Raw genomic sequence first — 25,955 nt, forward strand, 5'->3', positions numbered from 1 at the left:
CTCCTGAGCTTGCGTTCATGCAGTGAAAATCCAAGAGAAAACAGACCAAAGACAACGGCGGCAGCGGTTGCGCCTACTGTGCCCCAAGCAGAGAACACATCGGCCCAGGACGGATCGTTAGAGGGCAAAGAACAGGTCAGGATGTTAGGGACGCTGTCGCGAAGCTGGTCGCCAGCACAGGTGATAGTTTCCACGGGCCCAATCGTATGTGGGCCCCGGTGGTACGGCTCGTCGACTCCTTGAAGCCGGCTGGGGAGAACCGACCTACAACACGCCGTTCCCACAGGCGAGGTCAGCCGATCATGCTCCAGTTTCCACAGCCTCGGCTGACGAATCCTTGACCTGCAAGGACTGTGACTACCGGCCCCTGGGGTGCGAACGAGATGAAGTCATTCTCGATCGTCGCGCCCTGGGGGGTCGTGCGTTCCCAGTAGCAGTCGTGAACGCCGTTGGCCCCCACCGGCACGGACACCTGGTAGGCGCCCACGGCGATGTCTTTGCCGACGACGAATGTGCCATCGCCCATCGCAGTTTTGGGTGCAGGCGGAACACCGCCGGCGACCCTGACCAGCTCTGCCGCGAAAGGAGCATCAGGGCACATTGCGGCCGCTGCCTTGGCCTCCGCTTTGATTTTCGGGCCTGTGGGGTATTCACCGTATCTGTTGTCCCACCCGTCTTTGGGCGGGATGGCGCAGAGCAGCAAAACACTTCCGTATGCCATGTGAGGTGCACTCGCATCGCCGCCGTCGGCGCCGATCTGCTTCACTACAGCAGCCTCGTCGGGCTCCAACTCATACCGGTCCATGTACCATTTGCCACCGACCCGGAGATCGCACGACTTGAACCGAGCGAACTCCGGGGATGCCCAGATCTCCTGGAGCTTGGTAAATGACTTTGTGTCCTTTGCCGTGATGGCACTCTCGGACGCGGAGCATTTGAAGCTGTACCGCAGCGACCGGACCCTCGCGGCTTCCTTCACGGCCGCCGCCGCGGTGGCTTCCGCCCGGGTGCCCTCCAGATTCAGGGCCACTGTTCCCCCTGCCTCCACCTCTGTGCCGGCGGAGGGGTTGGAGCTAACAACCAGGGAGAGATCATCGGGCTTCTCGGTGAACTTCACACCGTCACTGCCTACAGCCTCGTATTTGATAACGGCTTTGACGAGAAGGTCGCGGGCTTCGGCAAAGGGCTTGCCCGCTACATCGGGGACCTTCGTGAGCTTCACAGTCTTGGTTGGCGTCGGCGAAGCTGTCGGCCCAGGGGCTGGCGTACCGCACCCAGTCAGCAGCAATCCGATACAGGCCGCAGCCCCACCAATCATCCTGAACTTCACGACATCCCCCTTATTGCCCATGCCCACGTGCGCTAATCCTATGGGCGGTGTCCCACTTCCTTGGAAGTGGGACACCGCCGATGGGACCCTCCCCCACCCATCCGAATCCGCGCGGTCACGCGAAACTGTGACTTTCAGAGGGAAATGGCGGTGTTTTCACAGCGCTATTTGGCGCATAGGATAGCCCGCTGAGAAATCCTCTACCGTGTCATGGACTCTATGCGCTCTGTTGCCGCCGCCTTATCCTTCTGAGCGCCCGCACGCCAAGGATGCCAGCGAGTAAAGCAGGCGTTAAGACAAAGGCGGACGCTGCGATGATTATGGCTCCGATAAGGTGAACGATCAGTACAGCAAGCATCACTAAAGCGTGGGCGTCGATAGACTCCATGGGTCGCTTCTCGTTCTGTGAGTAGGGCTATTCAAGGGGTGCTGGTTCCTGTCGGAGCCGCAGGGCCGGGGCCGACGAGCTGCGTCCTGAGCCGGACAGGAATGCCATAATTGGCAAACTCGGCGTCCATACCCTCTTGCACGGTGGCGTATTTCCCGTTCTGGACGTCAAAAGCGAGGAACTCCCAGGTATGGACACTGGTCCACAACTGTGTGAAGTCGGTCAGGTAGCGGCCGTTGCCCTGGAGCCTGGCGAAGTTGTACCAGGCGTTGCCTCCGTCGAGGCCGATGGCCCGGATCCCCTCATCCGAGATGGCGTACGCCAGCCAGCCTTCGGCGCAACCAAGAACGGTGTAGTACTGCTGCTGCTCAGCCGGGATGGGTTTGATGGCCCGGACGGTGTCGTCCCGCCGAATATCGATGTTGTCAGGGGTGCAGGCGCCAGCGGCGGGGCCGGCGGGAGCGGTGGTTGGCGGTGCCGTGGGCGGCGGGGTGACAACTGTGGTCGCGGTTGGTTCAGCACTCCACACCGGGGTATCCGTTGGGGTGCTTGTCGGCGTCGGGCTGGCCGACGCGGACGGGGTAACCGTTGGCGACGCGGTGGGCGTTGGCGCGGGGGTGGCCGTGACAGTGGGGGTGTCGGTAGTGGCGGGCGCCGGTGCCGATTGCGGGACCAGGTTGTCTGCTACAACGACCGCGCCGACGACGGCGGCAGCGGCCAGGACCATGCCCGCCGTCGCCGCCCAGCCTGTCCGGCGGGATTTGCGTCCGGCAAGGGAAACGACGTTGGGATCATCGGAGAAGACGTGCGAGCGGCCCGGCAGGACACCCGGCGTGGTGCCGGGTTCGGGGACGTTGGGTTTCGCGCTTTTCATGAGTTGTTCGATGCGGTCCATGGTTAGACTTCCCGTTCTGTCATGAGGTGTTGTGGTGCGGCTTTCGCAAAGGCTTTACGGGCCCGGTGGAGCCTGACCGCGGCAGCGGAGGCTGTGCATCCAAGGCTTTCGGCCAGTTCTGCGGTGGTCAGGTCATCCCAGTACGAGAGCATCAGGATTTCCCGATCGCGGTCCTTGAGCTTGGAGAGGATCTCCGCAACGCTGGCCTGCTGCTCATCATCGTCGGTGGTGACGGCCTGGACCCGGGCTTCTTCAGCCAGACGCTGCATGAGTTGGTCGCGACGGGACCGGCCTTTGTACTCGTTGCCAAGCACATTCCTGGCTGTAGCTATCAGCCATCCGAGACCGGGCGGCTCCGGTGGTTGTTTTCCCACACGATCCGGAACACGTCATTGGCCAATTCCTCGGCCCGTTCGCGGTCATTGATCCGGTACGCGATGTACTGGTAGATGCGGCTGAAGTGTTCAGCGTGAAGAGCAATCAGTTCCTGCTCTCTGGTAGCCAACATCCTTGTTCTGTTCCCCCGGGCTAGTGCGATGTGATGAGTCAACCCTTTAGTGTCCCCGGAAGCGGCGTTTCTTACACAATCGGAGAAAATTTAGGAAATGAGATGCCCGGCAGGCCTCTTGGTGGGCTTGCCGGGCATCTGGCGCTCTCGGTTAGGCGGCGTAGCGGAGACTCGTCAGCAAGGCCCGCAGCTTGACGTATTGGTCAGTTTTCATCCACGCTTCAGCGGTTGCAGGCGTCATGGACGCGTCGATCTGGGCTACCGCGGTAGCCAGCCCGTTCGGCATGATCATGAAGCTGTTCACGGAGGTGCTGTCTGGACCTTCTGTCATGAAGAAATCAGCGACAACCCCCATGTAGTAGCGGGCCGGAAATTCAGGGAAGGGATACTCGTCCCTTACGAAGGCGAAGTGCGATGCCCCATCACGGCTGTCGAATGCGCTGAGTTCCTGGGAGTCGAGGATGGTGCGGTTGACCGGCCCTCCGACCAGACCGCCGGTTCCTCCGCTGGTGATTTGAGCAACCTTGCCACCGGTTTCGTCAAAGATATTTGCAGCCAGCGAGTTCTCCTTCCCACCGGGATGATTGGCATTTTCGTTGTACGGCGCCTGCTCCACCTGTACAGACCAGCCAGCCGGAACATCGAAAGAGATATGGCCGTCCGGGAAGGTAAACGCGCCGCTCCCGTAGTCAGGCGATACGTGGGGAGTTGAAGGGACAACGGGGCTAACCGGTGCTTCTACGACGGCCTCGGCTGGGGTGGCCACCCGAGGCGCGGCCACAGTGGACTCGTAAGGAACGATCGGCGCTGCGGGCGTCAGCACCGGTGTCGGCTTTGACGGAGTCCCATTAATCGTGGGAACTGCCACAGGTGCCGGGTCAATGGCGACGACTGGCTCATCGTTCAGCGTCTGAGCTCCGGCTCCAGAGGAAGGACCTTCTTCCTCCACAGAAGCAGCAGGTGGTAGTGCCGAAGCCGGGACTTCCTCAGAAGCTACAGCTGTGGGTGATGTGGCAGCCACCGGTGGCTCCGGCGTGCACGCAGTGAGTGCAAGTGAGAGTGCAAGCGACGTAAGTACGGCATACTTCGCGTAATCGGATCGGCGGGACTTCATGACTGGGTTTCCTTCCCCCTTGGACGAGCCGAGCAGATCAGCCTGCTCACCCATGTTGTTTCCGGGTAGGAAAGAGTAATTACACACCGCCCCAAAAACTTTTCGAAACCTGCTTCATTTCCACCGGTAAGGCACTAGTCAAGAGTCCGCAAGTCGGTCCACCACCGGCGGCATCCACCGCGCATCGGCATCCGCGCCGTTCAAGGCTACGGTCGACGTGACCTGAACGCTTCTGTCTTTAGCCGTCCCACTTCCTTGGAAGTGGAACACCCGGGATGGGACACTCCCCCACCAGCGGATCCGCAACATTCCCCGTCATCTAGTGTCCCGGTTGTTATTCCAAAACCGATCCGCGAATCGGCCTTCACGGTGACAACTTTCGGTATCCTGCTGCCGGCCCGTCCAGAAACCATACGCAGATTCCAGAAGACGCCTACGCGGCGGTCGACTAGGTACTGCCTCGTTGGAGATCTCGATAAACCATTGTCCGGGACACGTCGAAAAGTTCCGCCAGTACAGCCAGGCTTTACTCCCCAGCGTCGTGCGCTTGAGGAGGCCCATCCGCTGCACTCCGGCTGTCCGGGCTGCCATGCACTCCGCCCATTCATGAGTCCTTTTCGTTTCCTGGCGTCTTTTCCGACGGCTCGATCCATGGCTCACTGTTCTGAGAGCGGGTCGATCCATAGTTCGGGCCAGTCGGGCCGTACCCGATCTACAGACCTAAGCAGGTGTGTCCTCAGGAAATCGCTGACTCCAGCATCAGCCGGACCAAGGCCCTGGAGAGCAGTGGCTATCAGTGTGGCAGCACCGTCGGCGGTCATCAGATGATCTACAAGAGCGAGAGTGTGGTGTCCAGCATCGACGTTGACCACTTGGATGATGGCATTTCCGATGTTGAACTGGTCCACGGGGATGCGCTTAAGGATCGTAAGAAGCTTTTTCCTGACGGAGGCTTTCACGGAGCTTTTAGTGGGAAGGTGGGGCTCGACAACTGTCGCCAGGTCCGATTTCTTCCCAGTTGTAAGGCTGCGTTTCGACCATGCCTCCAGCTGAGTCTGTTCAGGACGTCCGACCGTGCAGTACAGAAGCGACCCGCCGGTCTCCATGTCCAGGTTCCGCAAGGCGCCGTCCAGATGCATGCGTCCGAATACGCCGGCTTTGTCCTTGTTTATTTTCCAATTAGCCAGAAGGGCCAAGCTCGCGACCTTACCTACTCCACCAGTCCGGAGGTGGAGTTGGATCGCCTCAGTCACCAGTTGCCAGGACTCCTCATCAGCCAGCGCTATTTCTCGAAGGATGCGGTTGAGCTGGGCCGTATGGGATCCCGGCGCCGCTGAAAGCAGCTCCAAGGTGATGCGCGCCAGCCTGCGTCGGTATTTCGGTGCGTTGGCCGCGATGTCGTCGTCCAACACGTCCAGGGCCAGCAGCGGGCCTAAATGGCAGGCGCGAGCTACTTGCGACTGTGTTCCAAGATCGTCTATCAATGCGATCAGGCTGTCGCGAAGAGTCTCGTGTTCCTCAAACAGTCGCCCCGCACCCAGAAGCCATGTGTGACGCCAATGTGTGGAGTGCGCGGTTGCAATAAAGGGCTCGATTGCATGCCTTTCGCCCTTGCTGAAGAAGAAAGTCGCCGCCAAGAACTCTTGGATGCTACGAAGTTCGAAGCCCACATGCCCGGCGTGCCGGGGCACCAGCAGAACAAGACGAGTCAGTGCGGCTTCGGAAAGATTCTTCTGAATATGTGCGGCCTCTTGCGTTGGGTAATCCTCATCGCCACGCAACCTCTGCTCAATGACATCTTCAAACTGAGCTTGGGTCAGAAGGGCATCCGCGTGGCCTACTATCTCTGCTTTTTGTTGAAGAGCGAGCCCGATCCTCTGATGGACGAACTCCACATGCCTCCGTTGTTCGCGAAGAAGCTTGGAGAGATGGGAATGGCTCTTATTCATCTCGCGTTCGTAGATAGTCGAAAAGTAGGCGTGGAAGAGCTCGTGTTTGCTTTCTGGCAGGCTGATTCGCCGAGCCAGCAGCAGGGTCATGATCGTCACTTGTAGCGGCGTAACCATCAAGCGAGAGGTAGCTTCGCGGGACAGAGCCTCCTGGGCTTGTTCGACGACCCGGCCGCGCAGCTCATCGTCGTCATCTTCGTATTGGACGGCCGCCAATTGCTCTACATAATTCAAAGCCTCTGCCCGAGAAAGTGGGGCCAGCTGCATATGCTTGTAGACCTCCGGACTCATCTCCTGGGCATAACCCTGTGGCCGCGTCGTCGCGACAACGAAGAGGTCAGCTTCGATATGACGTGCGTCAGTGAGGAAGTCTTCAATAGTCTCGAAGACCTTGTCCCTCACAGTCTGCGATGGCACCTCATCTAATCCATCGAGGATCAGCAGCCAAGGCCATCTTCCCAGCCACTGCCTCAGCTTCAAGGGGGTTACGTCGCCGGGCACGGAAGTGTGCTTGTCCATCTTGTCTGCCATGAATCGCAGAATGCTGACATCCTCACCGCCAGAGACGGCATCGCCCAGTTCGTTGAGCTTGATGGTGAAGGGCCATCTCCTGTTCATGGGCCGGGGAACACCGAGTTCTTCAAAAAGATGATGTGTCAGGGTCCCCCGAATGTGTTGTTCCCTCGGGTCCAGCTTATGTTCGGGGTAGTCCTCAATCAGGGCAAGCCGATAAACCTGGCTCAGAAGCTGACTCAGAGTCGATTTGCCCTGGCCTGGCCCTCCCATGACCACAACATTGGACATAGCTGGTTTGTGCTCGCTAGGTTGCAGCATGTTGTCTCCCAGCAGGATAATCTGCCTCAGCGCACCGTTTGCCTGTCGTTCCGCCGGAGTCTCCGTATCAATGCGTCGTTCAGGGTCGAGAACCGGCAAATCAATCGCCACACGCGAAAGCGGCAGTTTCGTTGTGGCATCCTCACCCGATTCCCCGAGACGGACCCACTGTTCACTCTTCATGCTCTTGATCGTGTACGTCTCATAGACGCCTTCAAGGCCACTGTCCTGCGTCAGGCCGAGACGCTCCGCCATCTTTCCTAGGACATCACCCGGCGTGATGAAGGCGTTGTACGCAGAACGGATACTGGCGTGGTCATCCAGCAAACTGCAGATCTTATCGCCATCCCAAAAGTCCCAACCTTTAAGACCGAGTGGACCGAGCTCATCCGATAGATAGTCTTTGATCGTATCGACGCCTCCCGTCTTCGGAACAGCCGAGAGGAAAACGTTAGTCGACAGGAGAAGATATTCGGGAAGCTTGCCTTTTGTCCGGCGGCCCTTGGTTTTGTCTTTCCAGTCATCAAGCTCAGCCTTTATTTGTGACTTGAACCATGTTGCATTGTTCCCCACATCACTTGGACGCTGTCTGAATTTCGCCTGGACGACCCCGTATCCGTCCCAACAACCTTCAGGTGGCGCTGGTTGAGGGTAGGAGGTTGAGCCTTCGAACGTGGCTTCTCGTCCGCCGTCCTTCCCGTCCCCGAACGGGCGGACGCCGGCCCCGAAGACCGCAAGCGCCAGGGCTCTCGTCACATGCTCAAATTCTCGTGTGCCCAGGCGCTCAAGTTGGTAGTCACTCATCTGGCCGCTGCTACCGTGTGGATGTTCATCGGCTCAACATATCGTGCTTGGACAACTCAGCCCTGCAGGCGGGTTCTCGCAGCGTGCTTTAATCCGTTCCAAGGCTTCATTGGCGGCTTGAAGGATCCGTTGTCCTTTGCGCTTGGCGCGGTAGTCCGGGACCGCAAGTGCGGCTCAGCTAGCGGCCCGTCTTTCAGGTTGAAGCCACCCATTTCCCTCAGGTGGCCCCCTTCCCTGTCGGAGTGCCAAAGCCTCCGTGCCTGTCAGGCGTACTAGAGGAGCTTCCTCTTCTGGCGCTTGCGTTTCTTGCGCTTCTTGCTGTCAGAGGCCGCCGAAGGGGGCGCTTCAGGAGTCTTCTTCGCAGAGGCTGCACCAGACGAGAAGACGGATACAGGTTCGGATTCTCCATTGGATGGGTTTTCGACAACCCCAATGAGCCGGTACTCGAATCGGCGGCGCTTCTGCTCGAACGGCGACTCTCCCCACGTGGCAGGGAGCGGGACGCTGGTCGTGATTAGCATGCCCAGATCGACGAGCTCTTTGGTTCCTTTTGTCCGTGTGGACGGTGAGATGCGGTACCTGTCGAAAAATTCCGCCCCGGAGAACCACACCGGCTTCGTGTTTGCTTGTTCGGCCAGCAGAATCAGCAGCATCACCAGGCCTGGCCCTTTGAGCTTCTGAAAGAAGCCTTCAGTCCACAGAGCCTCTGGAATTTGGAAGTAGAGGTTGGGATCGGTCACAGACTCCTGGGCTGGTCTTTTCATCATGGAGAGCACATAGGAGGTCGAAGGAAGGGTGTATTCCTCCTTGTTGCCAGTTTCATTCATGAGTTGGATCCGCGGGGACGTGCCCGGCCGCGGTGCCAATCTGATCAATCCGGCTTCAGCTAAAGTCTTGAGCGCATCTCGTACCCTTCTGGCCCCGTTACGGGCAGGGTCAGGCAGATCCAACAGTTCAGCCAGGGACGGTGCGGTCATGACCGTTTCGAAGGGTGGCTTTGATGTCTTCCACAACAGGCAGAGCAGAACTTTGATGCTTACGTATCCGGACCGCCCTCCTTTTCCGGGACCGGAATAGAGCGACGCAAGCATCGGAACGTCTCCGTTGATGGACCGGACGAACCATTTCCGGACGGGGGCGCTCGTCCGCCGCCCCGATCCGGTCTGAATGGAGTCGGCTCGTTGAAGTGAGGTTAGAGAAACCCCAGACGGCGTGATGTACGGGAAGCTCCCACCCATCCTCAAACCGCCCCGCGACACGCTCCGGGCCGAATTCTCCTCCACTGGGGTCACAGCGATCACATGTCCTCACTTCTGTCCTTCAAAAAGGTTAGCCGATGTCCTTCAGGAAGGTATTACACAACATTTCTTGAACGTATGCCTTAGTCCTTTGCAAAGGTAGTAGAGGGCATGATACGCCTTTCAGTTGCAATAGTCAAGAGAATGTGGGATAATAGATATAACGGATGCTGCTGGAAGCGGAGCCGTCGCAGCCCTTGATGGGTGTGGGCGGCGGCAATGTGGAAACCGGTGTCCCAGCTGGCCAAGTCCGGAGAAATGTATCAGCGACTCTGGTATGCGTCCGCTGCCGGCCCCGTAATGGGCGGGGAGGGGGCAGTGAAGGCGACACGGCAGGCGGAGGGAGAAGGCAGGGATGTCTTCTCCCTCTTTCGTTTAACGACACGAGAACACGCGACCGCTTATTGGTCGGCACCTTTCTCATGGTCGCCACCCTCAGATCCAGCCGCCGTAAATGTTCCCAATGCACCCGGCTCACCCCAAACGTGCTCTTCGTCCATGTTGGCAAGGGCGTACATGAAGCTCTGGGATTTCCTCACTGCTTCACTGAGATCCTCAGGGGAAACCATCTCAAGGAGGATGCGGAGGATCAGGATCCATTTGCATGAGGTTGTGGCAACGAAGTAGGGCCCGAGTTCCGCAGCACCGAAGGCCCCAAGCAGCTGGTGGCTCTGATCGTTGCGGATCTTCTTTACGATCGCCAGCCACGTCTCCAGGTCCGGTCCACAAACACCTGGGGCAACCTCCAACACTGGAGATACCAGCTGAACGATTCTCTCGTGATAGCTGGGTTGGTCCACATAACTCAGCGCGTCACGCAGAACCTTCTCCGCGGCACTCTGATCTGTCAGGCCTTCTTTTGCCAGCGCCTGGACGCCAGCTACGCGTGCGGCCTTCATGGCACGCACTACCCCACGCGCACTCACTTCGTGGAACGGCCTCTCGTTGCTGTGCAGTCTGCGATGCAAACCCTCTAGCGCCGTCAGTAATACCTGCGCTTCGACCTGCACAACAGTTGGCTTGAGGTTGGCAATGTAGGGGAACGGCTCAAGTTTGGCCGCCAGCGGCAGCCATGAAGCCATTTCCTCCAGCCCCAGCTTTCGTAGGGGCAGTAAAGCGCTCGACCGAAGGAACTTTTGTTCCTCCTCCTTGCGGACGTACGAACACCACCCATGCTCCGCAAGGAAGATCTCGGTGACCAGTGGCATAGGCGCTAGCTTTTGGGTCCATAGACCAAGAAGCTGCGCAGCCGACGACTGGACATCCTGTATCAGCACTTCCAAGGGCGAAGAGGTTTCAGCCATGAAAGTCAGGCCGGCATTCCGGTCATGTTCCCACGGTGCCAACTGCCCCGGAACGGGGCCAGCGACCGGCGTTTCTGTCGTCCAGTTGACCGCCGAAACAGAAACTGGCCAAGACCAGCGAATCCCCTCAACTTCTCCGTCCTCACCTGATATGTGCGCCCCATGCAGGCGTCGTTGGCCTTCGAATAGCTGAAGACTATGAAAGGTGAAGTCTGGGCCTGGCTGCATATGAGCGTCCAGAAAGGTAACTAGCGATCCATCGCTGAGGCGACCGAAAATCACGCGTGCCGAAAAGTCTGCTGCGATTTGTTCCGGAGTGCCACCGTACCTGATGGCACCATCATCAAGGATCTCAACCTGCTTCGGTATGAAACAGAAGCCAGAAAGCCTCAGAGTGTAGCCTTCTCCCGTGTATTCCACTGTCCCGACAATCTCGTTGCCGTCCTGAATCCAAAAGACGCCCGCTTCCGCTTTGTGTTCGGGAAAAACTTCGTCACTCATTGCGCTCCAAGGTCTCGGAGATGCGACGGGCCAACACCTCGAAAGGTGGCTTTGCCGGTCGCTGCTTGTTGATGCCGGTACAGCGTCGCCCGGCTCCACCCAACGAGCTGCGCGGCCTCTTCGGCCGTGCGCCCCTTGGCCCGCTCTTGCTGCACGATCTCCAATTTGCCGGCGATCACCGAGGGATCCACCGCCGGCCTTCCGAACCTGGTCCCGTTCGCTTTAGCGGCCGCGATGCCGGCGTTCACTCGTTCGGTGATGAGCTCGCGTTCGTAGTCCGCCAGGGTCGCCAGCATGTTGAGCATGAGCCGGCCGGTGCTGGTAGCCGGGTCAATCCCATCTGAGAGAGAACGCAGCGCCACTCCCCTGCCCTGCAACAGGTTCACGGTGTTGAGCACATCGATCAGGGATCTGCCCAGGCGGTCCACTCGCCACACCACCAAGGTGTCCCCCGCCTCGGCGTAGTCGAGCAGCTTCTTCATCCCCGGCCGGTCAACGGCGGCCCTGCTGCCCGAGGTAACATCCGCGAAAACGTCCCGCCGTTGCACCCCCGCGGACAGCAGCGAGACCAGCTGCAGCTGGGCATCCTGAGCGGCCGTGCTGACTCTCGTGTACCCGAGCATCCTCATTCAGCCATTCTGCCTCATTTACCCCTAGACAACCAGCCAGTAAGACGCTTAATGGTGAGATGACTTATCGAGACAAACCGGTGTGACGAAAAGTCCCAGAATTCCAGGCTTCGCGTTCCGCCCCCAGGTTTCCAAGACGCCCTCCTCGGGTGTCTTGGAAACCTTTACTGTTTCGAGACACCTCGCCGAGAACGCTGGCCGTTACCTCCAGTTGAGACGGCGGACACCAGCTAACAAGCCCCGTGAGAGCGCCTAGAAGTCGCAACCGATACGGGGGCACAAAAAGGTCTCGCCCTTCGAGGAGCCGCCCTCAGGGCCAACCGTCGAGGGCCGTCAGGATATGCTGACGAGGAGCAAGAGCAAGGGACAACGAGATGCAATGGCAGATTGGCGGCGGCCGCCATGAAGGAAAGGCATGTGCGGTGGTGCCCGACGGACGCCTCTCCTACGATTTGGGAGGTCTTGGCGTTCTGGTGCAGGGCATTAGCGGGCAGTATCCAAGGGACACCGAGAAGAGAGACCACGAAGTCGTCAGCGACGACGACGTTATTGGATGGCGTGCCTCATGTCGGTGTGGCTGGGCGGGCAAGTTCTGGACGAGAGCTTCAACCAAGTCCGAAGAGAACTTGGATAATTACACCGCTTTCGCTCCCTTTCTAGGATTTGCCACTCCCCCGCTTTCGGCTGAGGATGCAATGAAAGTTGAGTGGCTGCGTCACGCTGAAACGTCCACGGCTGTCGAGGAGTTACTTGCAGCCCAGAAAGCCCTCCTCGCCAGCAAATCACGATTAGACAACGCCGTCGCCAAGTGCCGCGCCATCGGACTTCCTTGGTCCACGGTTGCTTCTTCCCTGGGGATCACTCGGCAGTCCGCGCACGCCAAGTGGAAGCGGATGGACCAGTGATCCTGAATCAAGTTGGGCCCGCTTGGAAAAATGTTAGTGGGCCGTTGCCCAGCCCTCTCAGATGAGCTACGTACCGCCATAAGTCATGCCATAACCTCTATGGGAATAGGTGCCATCTTGCGAGCCTTAGATGCAGCGTCGCCTGACGCCTTACTTCAAGCATGCATTGCGGCAGTTTTTATGGTTGCCCAACACGCAGGAAACACAACGGCAAGACCCACTGGATGCGCGGCGGTGCCTCCAATAAATCGCACAACTGTAGACAATGCTGTTGCCCCAACGATTCAACCCATTTGCAAGCCAACTTGGCTCAACCCAAGAGGCGCAATAGATCTAGCCACGAGAGATAGTGCCTGGAGTCCAGCGTGAGACAGCGCCACAAGCCAAGCAGGGACCGACACGTGTGTCACTGCAGTAATCAGCAGGGTCGCCCCCATAGAGTAGAGAGCAGAGCGTCAGACTAGAAGGAGAACTAGAACTAATGGCCCGATCGTCGCTGCAGTCACCGGCAAGTCCGCCACGAATTCAAGCACGTGCAATTGAACGTGTGGTCTCTTTCGCCAACGGAAAGGGGGGAGTGGGAAAGACAACCACCGCTGCAAACGTCGGTGGCTACGTGGCGCTTGCAGGCTCAAAAGTCTTGATGGTCGATTTAGACCCCCAGGGCGATCTAGCCAGAGACCTTGGATATGAGCGACAGAGCGGACGCGAGCTGTTCCAAGCCTTGATCGCAGGCACCACTCCGCTAATCCTTCACGACGTCCGAGAGAACCTCGACGTCATCCCTGGCGGTCAGGAACTGGAAGACATCCAGGGTCTTATGGTGTCCCGTTCAAGCCGTTCGGACGCCGCAGACTTCGGTGACATGCTCTACGCGGTTCTGGCGCCATTGGCTGACGACTACGACCTTATCCTTATTGATACGCCACCGGGGGAGAGGGTGCTGGTCGAGGGCGCGTTCGCCATCTCCAGCGCCGTTGTGATTCCAACAAAGTCAGACGATGCCAGCATTGATGGGGTTGAGCGGATCGCGCGCAGATTCATGGCTGTGCGCGACAAAAACCCCTCGCTACAGCTGGCCGGCATTGTTCTCTTTGGGGTCGGCCCACGGTCGATGAGACTCGAGCGAAGTGTACGAGACACCCTCACGGAGATGCTTGGAGAAGTAGCACCCGTGTTTGAAACTAGGATCCGCAGTCTTGAGAGTGCAAGTGCAGATGCTCGGCGTAAAGGCCTGCTCTTCCATGAACTCGAGGGAGCAGTTACAGATGCGCAAAAGAAGCGCCTGAAGGCACTCCGGGCAGGAGAGAAGCCGACAGATGGCTTCTTTTCCCGCAATGCCGGGGGACTGGCTGAAGAGTTTGAGCAGTTGACCGGTGAAATCCTGGCACGTTTGAACGCGATCGAAAGCGAGGAACTCGCATGAGCAGCAATCGCCCGAACCTCGCAAACGCTTTCGCACCCTCTGCACCCCGTGGCGCGAAGCTCGAAGGAATGCTCGCCCCAAAGCGGCGCAAAACAGCAGAAGCGCAAGAAATTGACGATAGATCTTCGGAACCGCCCCGCATATCCGTCGTTCCCGGACTGGCGGACGAGCCCCAACCGACCGCTCCCGACGCGGAACCGACGCCTACAGATCCTTTCACTACAGCTGAGGTGCTGGACGCGGCCAAACAGTCGACAACCAAGGCTGCCCAGGTGAGCACGGCTCAAACTCGGCGGCGCAAGAGGGTCTCCACAGATTCACGTACAAAGGCCTCTGAAACCGTACTCGGCGCACTACGCAATGTGGGCGTTTACTTGGCCCCGGATCTTCTAGCCACTGTAAAAGAGGCCCTGCACTCACAGCGGACGACGTACGCAGATCTTCTTTTGGACGCCTTCGATTCTGTCTCGCAGGAGAGTATTGCTAAAGAATTCAGAGCTGAATCTGCTCCCTCGCTCTCAGGCATGCCCCGTCGAGTGCCGCGCCGGCGCGGGGAGGCCGGCATCCAGATTCAAGTGCGACTCGACGGCCATCAAACTGCTTGGCTCGATGAGAAGGTGGCGGAGTTCAATGCGCCGTCACGGAGTGCTCTCGTTTCCACCGTCTACAGGCTCCATCTCAACAACTAGCTACACGGGCCGGTCGGGAAGGGAAGACGCTAACATTTCCACCGGCCGGCCTGGGATCGTATCCGGGTCGAATTATGGCTTGCATTCCAGTAGAACTTATGGCGCTACTTATGGCACGAAACCTTGACGGCACGCGCCAGCTGAGGTCTCGTATTCCCAACAGCAGCCAAGATCCGATACCCGCTTCAAAGCCCCCTTCTGAACGCCATATCAGCTAGGGTCCACTCATCAGGTGGCCCTTCAAAGGCTTCCCATGGGTAATCATCAGTGGGAGAGAGGAGCTCCGCTACCGTGTTCACGTTCCTTGACAGCCACTCCCGCCACACAATCCGTTCAACGCGGTACCTCTGGAGTTGGCCGGCAACAGACTCCAGCACACCAAAGCATTCTGCAAGCTCCTGTAGTGAAGTCGTAGCGACGATCATCCAAGATCGCCCGCCATTCCGTACGACCATATTCCAAGCCGCCAGAACCTCAAGACTTTCGCTCACAGCCGTTCGGGACAGCTTCGTCTGACTCACTAATTCCGTCGTTGAAAGCCCGGGCGTGCGCTCCAACGCCTCGTAAACAAACGCTGCGGGCAAACCTAGCTCCCTAAAAACGGGTCTAAGCGCGTGGATCTTGCCCTTTCTCCAGGTTAGATCCTCAGCTACTGCCCGAAGTCCCTCGGGTATCGTCAACATATAAAGGTCTCCTTTGGTTCCCCGGCCACGTTCTACCAGCGTCACCAATGGGTCTTTCTCAGAGCGCAGGGCGCGCAAGTGAGAGCCCACGGTTGTGTGGTCTAGCCCTGTCGCCACGGCGATTGATCGATCGCCAAACTCAACAAATCGGGATCCTGTCATGTGAGCCGCAGCTCCTAGAGCCCTTAGAACCATCCGACGTGCCAGGCCATTCCGCTGAATGGCGTAAGTGGGCTCTCTCAGAGACAGTGCATTCCTCCAGGACCGCAAGTAGCGGTGCTCGCTGCTCGAGCTTGGGCTGGAAGCAGTTCCTAGTGGGGGCTGTGTATTTGGCTGGCTTGTGGGGGATTTACGTGCATTGTTGTTTCCCGATCTTGCACCTTGGTTTTTTCGTAGGTAGCTCACCGCGTTATTCCAGTCCCGCTTCAACGAGGGAAGCCTGTGACGCGAGGCGTAGCGGGCATAGAACGACGCAAGCCCGGGCCAGACACCTTGGAGGACTCGTCGCTGCACATCGACCAAGCTCATTCCCGCAGCGGCGGCCGCCGTAAGGACAGCCTGACGGGCTTCCGAATCCGAGGCGTACCGATTCGCGTCATACAGGCCCGAAAGCGCCATCTGCTGCATTGGCCGCGACATTCGCCCGATGACCTGCGGTGCTTCCAAGCCCTCGTTTTCTGCAGAAAGTGGCCGTTCGAGCCTTAGCGCTCGTACGCCAGCGATTTCGGGACCCAAGTCTTCACGTATTGCTTCCCAGACCCGAACCTTGTTTGGGCGCCGTGCAACGTCGTAGGCCATGCTTAGGCTCATGGCGAGTTCCTGGTGGCCACCGCGCTTGTGGGGCGATCCTGGTGTGCGCATGCAACCGTGAAGAAGATTCTGATGTGGCGATTTATCCAATGTCCGGTATCGAGTGCCTAATGCCTCGACAACGTCGCGTGCCTCTGAAAAGGCAACCCTTTTCTCGAGTGGTATATAAACGTGCCGGCCGCCATTAGGCGAATGATCTTCAATCCACCGAGCGCCACAGCTGTGCAGCCACGATTGAAGAGATTTCACATCGGCTTCTACCCAGTCGATACCCGCAATAGACGAGTCAAAGTCAAGGAAAATGGCCGAGCAGCTGCCATCTTTTCCGAAGATTCGGACTGCCGCAGGAAAAGTGGGAAGCGTCTCAGTCAGAGCGCGTTCGTGCTTCTGGGGATAGGTCTTACCGCCGTCTCGGGACAGGCGGATACGGGGTTGACCTGCGAGAAGAGGCGCAAGCGCGGCCCACGCTTGGGCGGCGCTTGAAGTCTGGGTTGGCTCGGGAGACACGCCAGAAGCGTTGGCTGCTGGCAGCACGAGAGCATGCTGTTGTACGATGATTTTGTTCCTGTTCAGGGAATGAGGAAGGGCCGATCCTGCCAGATCGGTTTTGCAACACAAATGAAGGCCTGTTCAAGGACTTCCATACGATTTACGATCTGTCTGCCGGCAAGCTTTCCGGATCGTGAATCTTCAGCTTCGAAGGCCCGCTTATGGCGGGCCTTCCTTGTTTCTACGAGGCCATACGGATCGGGAGTTCATCCTGCTGGGTGAACTGATCAAGCAAGGCCAGGTCTTCACGCAGGGATCGGTCGACTGCAGAGGCAACATAGTCCGTGACAGTCATGCCCTTTGCGGCGGCGATCATGTGTACGTCCTCCGCGGTCTTGGCTGGCGTGCGGAAGCCAATGTATTTGCGGAGGCCCTTACTGGGCCGGCCGCCTCCACGATTGATTACTGCGCTCATTGTCAGGTCCTTTGAATCTCGCACAACCAGGGGTTGTAGCTGGTTCATCGTTGGTGCCACATGCGGTCGATCGGAGTTTTGTTTACAGCTATCGACTGACTTGAACCTAGCACCACCGAATGCCCCCCTCGGGGATTTGTTTACAGAAAACGAATCCGCGTGTCGCCGCTCGTGCCTCACAGTGAGTTGTTGTAGTCGATCTTTCAAGAGACTCGCCGGCCAGGCCAGCGGCCCAACATACCTCCACGTTCCGAAACCTTGGGGGGGAGGGCTGGGTCGAGTCGCCACTCGACGCCCCCGAAACTGCCTGACCGGGGTTGCATGCAATGGTATTCACCTTGCGCCACCCGTTCCCTCCTATGACAAGCGCGGCCCAGGGCCTTCTTGATATGGTTGCCGCGATTTGCCCCACAGTGCATTCATGGCCTGTTCGGTGCTAAAACTTGTTTGAAACATGTTTCAGCTTAGCCTAACCGACCGAAATTGAGTAAGGAGTCGATTTCAGTGGCACAAGCGCTACACGCACTTCCACTCACCACATCTGAGTGCGCGTATCGGGATGCTGTCGACGCCTTCGCTACGCTAGAGTTGCCGTCCCGGCTAAACCTTGAATTGGTCGTTGGTGCTGTTGAAGTGATTCGTGGCCGAAGGATCCGCATCCGTGCAACCGAAAGGCTCGTTGGGACCTCTATCTGTGGACTTTGGTTGCCAGGCAAACGATACGAATGGGTTTTTCACCCACCCACACCTTGGGAATTGCAGCGACAGCAGTTTGTGCTGCACGAACTGGCACACATGGTTCTAGGCCATGATGCCCACCCCGGAGCAGGAGCCCTTCTCAACGAAGGTCTGCAAAATCTATCTCCAGAACTTGTGCGCAGAGCCCTCATGAGAACTGAGTTCAGAACAGTCGAGGAGGCAACAGCGGAGTACCTTGCCGATCTCTTGGCCGAAGCACTTCGAGAAGCTCCAGGTGAACCAGGAGCGTTTGAGGAGGTCTTTGGCTGATGGAAATCTTTGTTGCGGGCTTGATGGTCGCGTTGACGCTGGTCATCGTGGCGACGCGGAGACACGGTAAAGACACCAGCATTCTCTGGGCCTCCATACAGATCTCTATTTCTCTGCTTCTCAATTTGAACCCCGTCTACGTGTCAGCCGATCGATTGCTCGGCGGGCGTAACTACGCAGACCTGACTGCGAATCTTCTTCTGTTAGTTGGCGTCTACTTCCTTGCGCGGGCAATCCATAGGGCAGCGAGCCCGACTTCGGAATCAGGTGCGTCGCCAAGGGTGCTGGGGAGCGCTGCAGTAGTGGTAACGGTGACCGTTGCAGCTGCCCTGTTTGCTTTCATTGACGGGCCGGCCACATCCACCGCTTTTATGCAAGAATACGGGGCTCAGCCTGCGGCAGCTTTGTATTCTGCCGTCCAGTACGCCTACATCGGGGCCGTAATGGCCACGGCAGGCTGGACATGTTTGAAATTCCGCAAGTCTTGGAGCACGGGTGTTTATAAGGCGGCCTTTGCTCTAGTGGGCTTGGGATGCGCATCAGCCGTTTTGCTGGTCGTTCATGTTCTTCTGCTTGACACTCTGCATATCTTTGGTGAGCAGGAAACGATGAAGTCTCTTAGCGGACTCTACGCCTGGCTAAACTCGACGACCTTTGCCCTGCTGTGCACAGGGCTGGCGTTGCCTCCAGCGAGACGGAGAATCTTGACGGTCCTGGATGCTACAAGAACCAAGACCGTGCTGGCCGAACTGATGCCCGTGTGGCGCAAAGCTGTGGTTGGAAACTCGGGTGTAACTCTCGACACGCGAGTAGTGGCAGATCGTGATCACAGACCCCGCCGTCAGTTACATCGAATGATCGTTGAGATCCAAGATTCACTTGTAAGAGATTGCCGTGCTCGTGAACGAATCGGTGATGAAGGGCTGCAGAAGCTGGCGCAAGCCGGAGCCCACTTGGACGGGCAAGCATGGCGCTAACGGTAGGTGCCGTCCTAGCATCACTCGCAGCAATTGGCAGCGGCGGAGCGCTGGTTGCGGTGGTTTTGGCTGCCCGGCATTCTCTAATGCCTGGGTATAACCGCCGATACGAGATCGCGCCGTTGGTGGTTACTGACGAAGAGATTGAGTTCCAGACCACGAAAAGAACCAGTAGTCCGGGAATTTTTGGACTTCATGTGTCCGGAGAAGATGAACCGGCCACCATTGGTCCCGTGATCTTCCAAACAGAACACGTCGTCAGGCGCCGTCTCCTCCGCAAGCCTGCTTGGTTGTCAACGGAGTCTAAATGCCGGTGGAGTGGCATCGTGGCTTCCACCCCTGACTCTCCGTTCAGAGACGTCAAGATATCGACTTCCCTGGGGCCGGCCCCCGCGTGGCTCGTTGAAAACGACAGCAACGGCTGGGCGATCCATGTTCACGGCCAGGGGAGCGACCGGAGTCAGACGCTGCGCGGCGTGACTAGTGCGACGGCGCTCGGTCTAAACTCGCTAATCGTTTCGTACCGCAACGATGGTGATGGGCCAAGATCGACCGACGGCCTTTCCCACCTGGGAGAATCCGAATGGCATGATTTGGAAGGTGCCCTACACTTCGTTGCCGAGAGAGGCGCGACCCGATGCATCATTTTTGGGTGGTCGTTAGGTGCGACCATTGCCTTGAATGTGCTTCAGCGTTCCGGACTCTCAAGCTTGGTCACGGGTATAGTCATGGTCTCGCCGGTGTTGAGCTGGCAAGCAGTATTGAGGGCGAATGCCAACCACCAAGGCTGGCCTCGGATTTTGGGGACCTATGTGACCTCCCTACTCGGACTGAAGGGGATAAGCAGAGCAGCCGGGCTCAGCGAGCCCCTGAGAATTCGAAAAGCAGACGCAGCTAGGCTGAGCACGCCCCTTAGGACGCCAGTCCTAATTCTTCACAACAAGAACGATTGGTCAGTTCCTTTCCAGATCTCAAGAGAATTTGCCCAAAGACAAGGGCCGCGGGTCGAACTGGTTGAATTCGACTGTTCAGGGCACACTCAAGAGTGGAATTCGGACCCTATAGGGTGGGATCTGGCAGTTCGTCGTTGGTACGGAGGATTCCTCCAGCCAGAGAGAGCTGGGGATAAAGCCGAAGCAACGGCGGGTGAACTTTAGATGGGGTTGGAAATGGCTGGCGGTGATACGGCCCGAAATCGGCTTGATCGGGCGGAGACCCTCGCGCGCAAGGTGAATCTGTTGCTGGATGTGGTGGTGGCGGAAGGTGGCAGACCTTACGAATTCGCTGATATTCAGGCCGGCGTGCGTCAGCACGGCTACGAGCTCTCCAGAACTCGCTGGTGGCGCATCAGAAGTGGCGAGTCGCCTGAGGCTGTCCCAGTTGAAGCGTTGGTTGCACTTGCCAAGTTTTTTGAGATAGACCCCGTCTACTTCACCGAAGAGACTGGCGAGCTTCCTGAGCGCATCGAGAAAGAGCTTCAACTCCTAAGGACAATGCGACGAAACAAGTTGAAGAACATAGCCGCCCGCACTCTTGGCGACATCGACATCAAAACGTTGGACGCCATCAACGCTCTCTTGGACGAAGTAGAAGAGCTCGAGAAAAACGACACTCCAGAGCTTTGAAACATGTTCGGAACATGTTTCAGAGCTGCTAGGGTGATGCTATGTGCATTGACATTGCAGTAAGCACTCCAAATTCAGCGACCCTCCACATAGTCAACGTATGCTCGCAGCAGGTGGCGGATTCTCCTGGGCTGTACCTCGTACGTGACATCCCGCCCCTGACGCAGGCCGCGGGGCGGGTCTGTCTCAATCAACCCGGCACGAGACAAGGCCTCCAAGTGCCGGTTCAAGCTCGGTCGACCAATCTCCAACACGGCCTGCAGCTGGCCCACCGTAGAGGGTCCCAGTATGGCCAATTGACGCAAAACGTCCGCCTGCGCCCGGCTGCCCAAGAAGCCTATTGCAGTTTCCACGGTCGAGGGCAGATTGGGTCGTATCAGTCGTGGCATGCCTCTATCCTGCCGGAACATTTAGTCAACTTTTCCCATAGCCGCCCGTCAGACTCTACTACTAAACAATAGAGTGACTACCTTTCCGATACTGATTCGGCCCTTGAAAGCGATGTCGACTTCATGAGTCGATCACGACGCCTTCTAATCATCGCCGTGCTCCCTGCGACGTTGCTCGGGGCACTTCTTGGAATGATCTTGCTGTTGGGTCCCGCGGAGTCGGCTGAGGCCGACTGTGGTCCAGTCTCGGTTGTCGTGGACGGCAACACGAGAGTGAACGGCTACGCCGAGGAGCAGCTGAAGAACGCAGCCGCTGTCATGGGCGCCGGTAAGGCACTGAACCTCTCCGCAAAAGGCCAGACCATCACCATCATGGTGGCCCTGGGGGAGTCGGGGCTGCGCGTGCTGGACTATGGCGATGGCCCGGGTCCTGATTCCCGGGGTTTGTTCCAGCAGCGCGACAACGGCGCGTGGGGCTCCTACGCGGACCGTATGGACCCCACCATCAGTGCAACGTACTTCATCAAGGCGCTGCAGGCCGTACCGGACTGGGAACAGTTGGAACCGACCATTGCCGGGAACAAGGTACAGCGCAACGCCGACCCCTACCACTACCAGAAGTACTGGGCCGAGGCCGTGAAGATCGTCCAGGCGCTCTCGGACGGGAAGTTCTCCCTAGAAGGCAGCGACTGCGCGATCCCGGGCAAGTCCGGCGCCGGGGATGACTACCCGTGGAAGGACTCTCCGACCTGGCAGCAAGTCGGAGCGGGTTCAGCGGCCGCCGCTTCACCATTGGGCATGTTTTACCGCGAATGCGTCGACTTCGCCCTGTGGCGGGTCAACCAGCAAATGGGCTCAACCAGCGCTCCGTTCAAGTTCCTGAACGGGAGCTTCCGTCCGGATGGGCAGGGCCTTGGTTCTGCGGTGACGTGGAAGGCCGGCTGGGACGCCAAGGGCTGGCCCACCGGCAAAACCCCCCGGATCGGAGCGGTCGTTTGGTACGCGCCGGGCATCGGGGGATCGGACCCGACCTTCGGCCACGTGGCGGTCGTCAAGGAAGTCAAGGACGACGGGACCTACGTCGAAGAGGGCTACAACGGAAACCCGCCCCCTGATGACCACAACTACTACACCCGCACCGTCAGCAGCAGTGCCCCGTCCGCGTTCCTGTACCTGCCCAACCAAGAGGAGAAGAAGTGAAAAAGTCCCTGGTTATCATCGCAGTGGCCCTGCTGTGCGCCGGATGCGCACAGGCATCGAATACCACGTCAGCCGCCATGGAGACAACGGCCACTCCCTCTGCTCCGGTCTCCCTGAGCGTCGACAGCGGCCCACAGGCACCGGGTGGGACCGTCCCGCCCACTATTGGCATCTCCTGGGATCAAGCCAGCAAGGATCAGGCCGTGGAAGTCGCGCAGAAGGCAATGGCCGACTTCGCCCGTTCCACGGTGGGGGAGCAGCAGTGGGCCAACGATTTGGGCCGCTGGCTCACCCCGCAGGCCACCGCCGATTACTCAGGGGTGGACCCGGCCAACATCCTAGCCAGCCGCGTCACTGGCCTGGCCCAACTGACCGTCGATGATTCCAACGGCTACGGGGTCACAGCTGCTGTCCCCACCAACGCCGGGACCTACACGCTGCAGCTGCTCCGCTCGGACAAGGACGCACCGTGGAAGGTCAGCCGATTCACTCCACCGACGTCCTGAGCGCCGCACCTCCCCACCTCTCACACGTAAGGAAGAAGTTCATGGGTACTACACCAACCGAGGTCCTGGTCTTTCCAAGCATCAGAGCCATCGTCCGCGATAACGGAACCGCTGAGGTCGTCGTTGCCGGCAACTCCCGAGTCGTCCCGGACGGGGACTCTCTTCAGGACCTCCGGAACAAAGCCCTCGCCCTCATAGTCGCAGAAGCGCAGACACTGCAGCGCCCCGTCCGCGTTCAGATCGAGGATCCCGAAGGTCACGGCGAGCTGATCGTCCACCCGGACAACAAGATCGAATCGGTCAGTTACGAACCACGTCCAGCACGACGTCGGGCGCAGGCCCCTGAAACCACGCCTCAGACCGTAGCCCCGGTCGTCATTGAAACCGTTCCCGTGGCTGCGCCCGCGCCGATGCCCGTTCACGCGCGGCCCGCCGCCGTCGAAGCGACGGCAGCGGCAGTGGAACGCCAGCCATGGCCGCCCTCTCCTGTAGAAACCGAATCGCCGTCGACCACCGAAGAACCGGAGACAGCCGCGGCCGTCTCCGAGGCACCGCTTACTCGTCGCAGCTTGAAGGAAACCTCCTTCCTGGTCGGTGCTCCGGTCCTGGAACCGGCTACGAAGGGTTGGCGGGGAGGTCTTACCCGCCTTGGATTCCGGATGGATCCTTCCCCTGAGGAACTGGCAGAACGCGAGGACATCCGCACGGTGAGCCAGCACTGGCCCGGCCCCCGGACCATTGCCGTGGTCAACCGAAAGGGAGGGGCCAACAAGACCCCCACGGTCGTGATGCTCGCAGCCATCCTTGCCCGGTACAGCGGGGCGGCGACCGTTGCCTGGGACAACAACGAATCCCAAGGCACCCTGGGATGGCGCACGGAAAAGGGCGCCCATAACCGCAGCGTCCTGGACCTGATTGATTCCTCTACGGAACTGCTGTCACCTTCAACGAACGCGGCCGAGATCGCCAAGTTCGTCCACCACCAGACCGCCGACAAGTTCGACGTGCTGCGCTCGGATGGGAACGAAGAAGGCGACCACGAAGTCACCGCCGAGGAAGTCGACATCGCCCATCAGGTCCTGACCCGCTACTACCGGCTGGTGGTCATGGACTCCGGTAACACCGCACGGGCCGCGAACTGGCGCAGGATGATCGATCACACCAACCAGCTCGTCGTGCCCGTCACCGCGATCGAGGACCGCGCCGAAGCCGCCCGGCTGACCCTGCAAACCCTCGAATCCCGTGGTGGCCACGACGGGGCGCTGGCAGGCAACGCCGTCGTGATCGTCTCGGAATCAACCGACGCCAAGCGCAGCATGACCGGGGACGCACTCAAGCGGGCAAAGGCAGAGGCCCAGCGGATCGCAGACGGTTTTGAACCGTTCGTCCGCACTGTCGTCCGGATTCCCTACGACCCCGCCCTGGTGAACGGCCCCATCCGCTACGAAGCCCTTCAGCCCGCCACCCAGCGGGCGTGGCTGGCCGCTGCCGCGGCCGTCGCCAAGGGCTTCTAACCACCCCCACCCGGCCGACCGAAGAAAGGAGGAACCATGCAACTGTCTCTAAACCCCTGGGTCACCAGCCCCGCCGAAAGCATCGAAGAGCAATCACTGGATGTCTACGTTCCGCCGGCTGCCGTGATCAGGGCACCACTGAAGGGCATGGTCGAACCCGACACCGCTGACCGTCTGGCCACCCGCGCCATGTCCGGCACCGCGGCATTGTGGGTTGTCGGCAGCCACGGTGGAGCCGGCGAGAGCCGCACCGCTGAGATGCTCAAGGATGCACGCCCTACCGGGCACTGCTGGCCTGTCCTGCAGGGAGGTAGCACACCGCGTGTCCTGTTGGTCTGCCGGGCAGACATGCGCGGGCTCACCACCGTTCAAAGCGCCTTGACGCAATGGGTATCAGGAGCCGCACCTTCTGTGGAGCTGATCGGCCTCGCCGTCCTCGCGGACGCACCGGGAAAGACACCCAAAGCTCTCCGAGACTTCACGGCCATCGTCGGCGGGGGAGCTCCCCGTCTCTGGACCCTTCCCTGGGTCGAGGCATGGCGGCACGGGGCCTCCACCACACCACCAACGGCCCGCGAATACGAACGCTTCATCACAGACATAGCCTCCCTGGCTACCGAAACCAACCCAAGCACCAACCACTGAAAGGTCTCCCACCATGAACCTGATCTCTGCGATCACCACCAGTGTCATTCCCGACCCCACCCCAGTGGTGCCAGACCAGGCCGGCGGACTGCTAACAGGCCTGAATTGGGCTTCCGGTATCGGCCTCGTCCTGGGTGTTCTCGGTGTGATCATCGTCGGTATCGGCATGGTCATTCAGCTCAATCGCGGCGAAGGCGGCCAGTCCCTGGCCAAGCTCGGTTGGGTCATGTTGGGCTGCATCATCATCGCCGGCGCTGGCGGTATCGTCCGCGCCTTCGTCTAATCAGCACCAATAACGGGAGGTTCATCTTGAGCCAGTCAACAGAGAGCAGCACCGAAAGCAATCCGTTCACCAAACCCGGTTTCATCATTGCTGCCGGGCTGGTGGTCGCGCTGATCGCAGCAGCCGTCGTTATCTTCCTGGCCCCTAAAGGACAGGAAAACGCCCAACCAGCACCGGCAGAATCAACCCGCTCGGTCGGGGCTAGCCCCAGTGCGTCCGCGGGTTCTGGCAAGAGTGTCTGCGGGCTTCCTGCCAGTAAGGACACGGCGCTGGGTACCGCCCCCAAGTCCAAGTGGGAGCTGGTAGGGCGCATGGCGACGCCCACCGATCCGAAAACCTTCGGGCCAGGTGTAACCGATGACAGTGGGTTCCGCTCCTGCTTTGCGCAGTCCCCTACGGGGGTTCTTTATGCTGCGATGAACGTTGCTGCCCTCGGGTCTACGGGTTCTCCGGAGATTGTTGCGAAGTTAGCCGAAAAGTTGCTGGTACCTGGGACAGGGCGGGACAACGCCATGCGTGAGGCCGCCGCAACGCCTGTTTCTCCTAACGCAGCTTCAATCCAGGTGCGCGGCTTCTTGATCAAGTCCTACACGTCTTCAGAATCAAACGTTGACCTCGCATTTGAAACCGATTCGGGGGCTTTGGCTCACCTGACTCTGTCAATGCGTTGGAAAGACGGAGACTGGAAAGTGATGCCGGTCGACGACGGTAAGACCTACAGCGGCCCCACCCAAATCCGTGATTTGAGCGGGTTTATCCTCTGGTCCGGGGTCTGAC

Annotated in this window: 24 protein-coding genes; 12 read left to right on the top strand and 12 right to left on the bottom strand. The window is 59.1% G+C overall.

Translation table 11 applies throughout. From position 1 onward, the window contains the following. Positions 1-292: 292 nt before the first annotated feature. From KSW38_RS16350 to KSW38_RS16385, 9 genes are all read right to left on the bottom strand, one after another. Positions 293-1,330: a PASTA domain-containing protein gene (locus KSW38_RS16350; RefSeq protein ID WP_216925978.1), complete on the bottom strand. Its 1,038-nt coding sequence runs from the start codon at positions 1,328-1,330 to the stop codon at positions 293-295. A gap of 419 nt (positions 1,331-1,749) precedes the next feature. Beyond that, on the bottom strand, positions 1,750-2,613 hold the full coding sequence (locus tag KSW38_RS16355; RefSeq protein ID WP_216925979.1) for a hypothetical protein: 864 nt from the start codon (positions 2,611-2,613) through the stop codon (positions 1,750-1,752). Between the two features lie 2 nt (positions 2,614-2,615). Continuing rightward, positions 2,616-2,927: a sigma-70 family RNA polymerase sigma factor gene (locus KSW38_RS16360; RefSeq protein ID WP_308169404.1), complete on the bottom strand. Its 312-nt coding sequence runs from the start codon at positions 2,925-2,927 to the stop codon at positions 2,616-2,618. A gap of 17 nt (positions 2,928-2,944) precedes the next feature. Beyond that, complete coding sequence (locus tag KSW38_RS23505; RefSeq protein WP_254186600.1) at positions 2,945-3,121, bottom strand: RNA polymerase sigma factor; 177 nt, start codon at positions 3,119-3,121, stop codon at positions 2,945-2,947. A gap of 151 nt (positions 3,122-3,272) precedes the next feature. Next, positions 3,273-4,235 (bottom strand): hypothetical protein, encoded by a 963-nt coding sequence (locus KSW38_RS16365; RefSeq protein ID WP_216925980.1) that lies wholly within the window; start codon positions 4,233-4,235, stop codon positions 3,273-3,275. A gap of 656 nt (positions 4,236-4,891) precedes the next feature. Then, positions 4,892-7,822: an NACHT domain-containing protein gene (locus KSW38_RS16370; protein ID WP_216925981.1), complete on the bottom strand. Its 2,931-nt coding sequence runs from the start codon at positions 7,820-7,822 to the stop codon at positions 4,892-4,894. Between the two features lie 272 nt (positions 7,823-8,094). Further along, positions 8,095-8,649 (bottom strand): hypothetical protein, encoded by a 555-nt coding sequence (locus tag KSW38_RS16375; RefSeq protein ID WP_216925982.1) that lies wholly within the window; start codon positions 8,647-8,649, stop codon positions 8,095-8,097. A gap of 872 nt (positions 8,650-9,521) precedes the next feature. Further along, the gene (locus KSW38_RS16380; protein ID WP_216925983.1) at positions 9,522-10,424 is read right to left on the bottom strand and encodes a HEPN domain-containing protein; all 903 of its coding nucleotides are present in this window, start codon (positions 10,422-10,424) and stop codon (positions 9,522-9,524) included. 497 nt (positions 10,425-10,921) lie between these two features. Continuing rightward, a complete protein-coding gene (locus KSW38_RS16385) occupies positions 10,922-11,554 on the bottom strand; it encodes a recombinase family protein (protein ID WP_216925984.1) in 633 nt (210 codons plus the stop codon). 374 nt (positions 11,555-11,928) lie between these two features. Between KSW38_RS16385 and KSW38_RS16390 the strand changes: the two genes are divergently transcribed. The 3 genes from KSW38_RS16390 (at position 11,929) to KSW38_RS16400 (ending at position 14,574) form a co-directional block, all read left to right on the top strand. After that, complete coding sequence (locus KSW38_RS16390) at positions 11,929-12,459, top strand: hypothetical protein (protein WP_216925985.1); 531 nt, start codon at positions 11,929-11,931, stop codon at positions 12,457-12,459. A 481-nt stretch (positions 12,460-12,940) separates the two neighbouring features. After that, positions 12,941-13,885, top strand: coding sequence for a ParA family protein (locus KSW38_RS16395; RefSeq protein ID WP_216925986.1), 945 nt, complete (start codon positions 12,941-12,943; stop codon positions 13,883-13,885). After that, entirely contained in the window at positions 13,882-14,574 is a 693-nt protein-coding gene (locus KSW38_RS16400; protein WP_216925987.1) for a hypothetical protein, read from the top strand. Before KSW38_RS16395 ends, KSW38_RS16400 begins: the two co-directional genes overlap by 4 nt. 185 nt (positions 14,575-14,759) lie before the next feature. Here KSW38_RS16400 and KSW38_RS16405 read toward each other — a convergent pair whose 3' ends face one another. Both KSW38_RS16405 and KSW38_RS16410 read right to left on the bottom strand, forming a co-directional pair. Beyond that, positions 14,760-16,685, bottom strand: coding sequence for a MarR family transcriptional regulator (locus KSW38_RS16405; RefSeq protein ID WP_216925988.1), 1,926 nt, complete (start codon positions 16,683-16,685; stop codon positions 14,760-14,762). A gap of 112 nt (positions 16,686-16,797) precedes the next feature. Continuing rightward, positions 16,798-17,031: a hypothetical protein gene (locus tag KSW38_RS16410; protein WP_017197895.1), complete on the bottom strand. Its 234-nt coding sequence runs from the start codon at positions 17,029-17,031 to the stop codon at positions 16,798-16,800. Positions 17,032-18,038: 1,007 nt separating this feature from the next. Between KSW38_RS16410 and KSW38_RS16415 the strand changes: the two genes are divergently transcribed. The 3 genes from KSW38_RS16415 to KSW38_RS23510 all read left to right on the top strand — a co-directional run bounded on the left by KSW38_RS16415 (position 18,039) and on the right by KSW38_RS23510 (position 20,641). After that, complete coding sequence (locus tag KSW38_RS16415; protein ID WP_216925989.1) at positions 18,039-19,016, top strand: hypothetical protein; 978 nt, start codon at positions 18,039-18,041, stop codon at positions 19,014-19,016. Positions 19,017-19,102: 86 nt separating this feature from the next. Continuing rightward, a complete protein-coding gene (locus KSW38_RS23875; protein WP_428982398.1) occupies positions 19,103-20,173 on the top strand; it encodes an alpha/beta hydrolase family protein in 1,071 nt (356 codons plus the stop codon). Between the two features lie 12 nt (positions 20,174-20,185). After that, complete coding sequence (locus tag KSW38_RS23510; RefSeq protein WP_254186601.1) at positions 20,186-20,641, top strand: hypothetical protein; 456 nt, start codon at positions 20,186-20,188, stop codon at positions 20,639-20,641. A 74-nt stretch (positions 20,642-20,715) separates the two neighbouring features. Here KSW38_RS23510 and KSW38_RS23880 read toward each other — a convergent pair whose 3' ends face one another. Continuing rightward, positions 20,716-21,051, bottom strand: coding sequence for an ArsR/SmtB family transcription factor (locus KSW38_RS23880; RefSeq protein ID WP_428982399.1), 336 nt, complete (start codon positions 21,049-21,051; stop codon positions 20,716-20,718). Positions 21,052-21,153: 102 nt separating this feature from the next. Here KSW38_RS23880 and KSW38_RS16435 point away from each other — a divergent pair, with 102 nt between their 5' ends. Genes KSW38_RS16435 through KSW38_RS16460 form a run of 6 tightly spaced genes read left to right on the top strand, consistent with a single transcriptional unit; the run spans position 21,154 to position 25,954 of the window. Then, a complete protein-coding gene (locus tag KSW38_RS16435) occupies positions 21,154-22,230 on the top strand; it encodes a CHAP domain-containing protein (RefSeq protein WP_216925992.1) in 1,077 nt (358 codons plus the stop codon). After that, positions 22,227-22,736: a hypothetical protein gene (locus KSW38_RS16440; RefSeq protein WP_216925993.1), complete on the top strand. Its 510-nt coding sequence runs from the start codon at positions 22,227-22,229 to the stop codon at positions 22,734-22,736. Before KSW38_RS16435 ends, KSW38_RS16440 begins: the two co-directional genes overlap by 4 nt. Positions 22,737-22,777: 41 nt before the next feature. Next, positions 22,778-24,250 (top strand): P-loop NTPase family protein, encoded by a 1,473-nt coding sequence (locus KSW38_RS16445; RefSeq protein ID WP_216925994.1) that lies wholly within the window; start codon positions 22,778-22,780, stop codon positions 24,248-24,250. 36 nt (positions 24,251-24,286) lie between these two features. Then, the gene (locus KSW38_RS16450; protein WP_216925995.1) at positions 24,287-24,895 is read left to right on the top strand and encodes a DUF6668 family protein; all 609 of its coding nucleotides are present in this window, start codon (positions 24,287-24,289) and stop codon (positions 24,893-24,895) included. Between the two features lie 13 nt (positions 24,896-24,908). Then, positions 24,909-25,178: a hypothetical protein gene (locus tag KSW38_RS16455; RefSeq protein ID WP_216925996.1), complete on the top strand. Its 270-nt coding sequence runs from the start codon at positions 24,909-24,911 to the stop codon at positions 25,176-25,178. Between the two features lie 26 nt (positions 25,179-25,204). Then, positions 25,205-25,954, top strand: coding sequence for a DUF8175 domain-containg protein (locus KSW38_RS16460; RefSeq protein ID WP_216925997.1), 750 nt, complete (start codon positions 25,205-25,207; stop codon positions 25,952-25,954). Position 25,955 lies beyond the last annotated feature (1 nt).

Origin of the sequence: Paenarthrobacter aromaticivorans (genome assembly GCF_019038615.1) — a bacterium.
GTDB lineage: Bacteria > Actinomycetota > Actinomycetes > Actinomycetales > Micrococcaceae > Arthrobacter > Arthrobacter aromaticivorans.